Genomic DNA, 281 nt, shown 5'->3' on the forward strand with positions numbered 1-281 from the left:
GTGATATAGTCCGCTTTGTGTTTTGGCTAAGAGCCTGATTTACATTAGCTTTATAAGGCTTTGAGACGGTTGATAGCAAAGCTGATTCTTTCGATGTTTTTGAAGAACGGTAAGAGTTGTTGGTTACCACGACGTTAATCTGCTTGAGTTGTTGAAATGTAATCGATTGCTCGGTCAATATCGTCAAGTAAGCATTTTGTAAGTAGCGAATGTGGTTAGCCGCAGTAACTGAACTTACACTTAAGGTAAGTTGCTCACTAGTTAAACCGACCACCCAGCAG

The 281-nt window shown here is 40.6% G+C and carries 1 pseudogene; it reads right to left on the bottom strand.

Annotated features, from left to right (window positions below):
* Positions 1 to 281, bottom strand: a pseudogene (locus AAEY88_RS13030) (hypothetical protein); the annotation flags it as partial.

The organism is Psychrobacter sp. CAL346-MNA-CIBAN-0220, assembly GCF_040309805.1.
Classification (GTDB): domain Bacteria; phylum Pseudomonadota; class Gammaproteobacteria; order Pseudomonadales; family Moraxellaceae; genus Psychrobacter.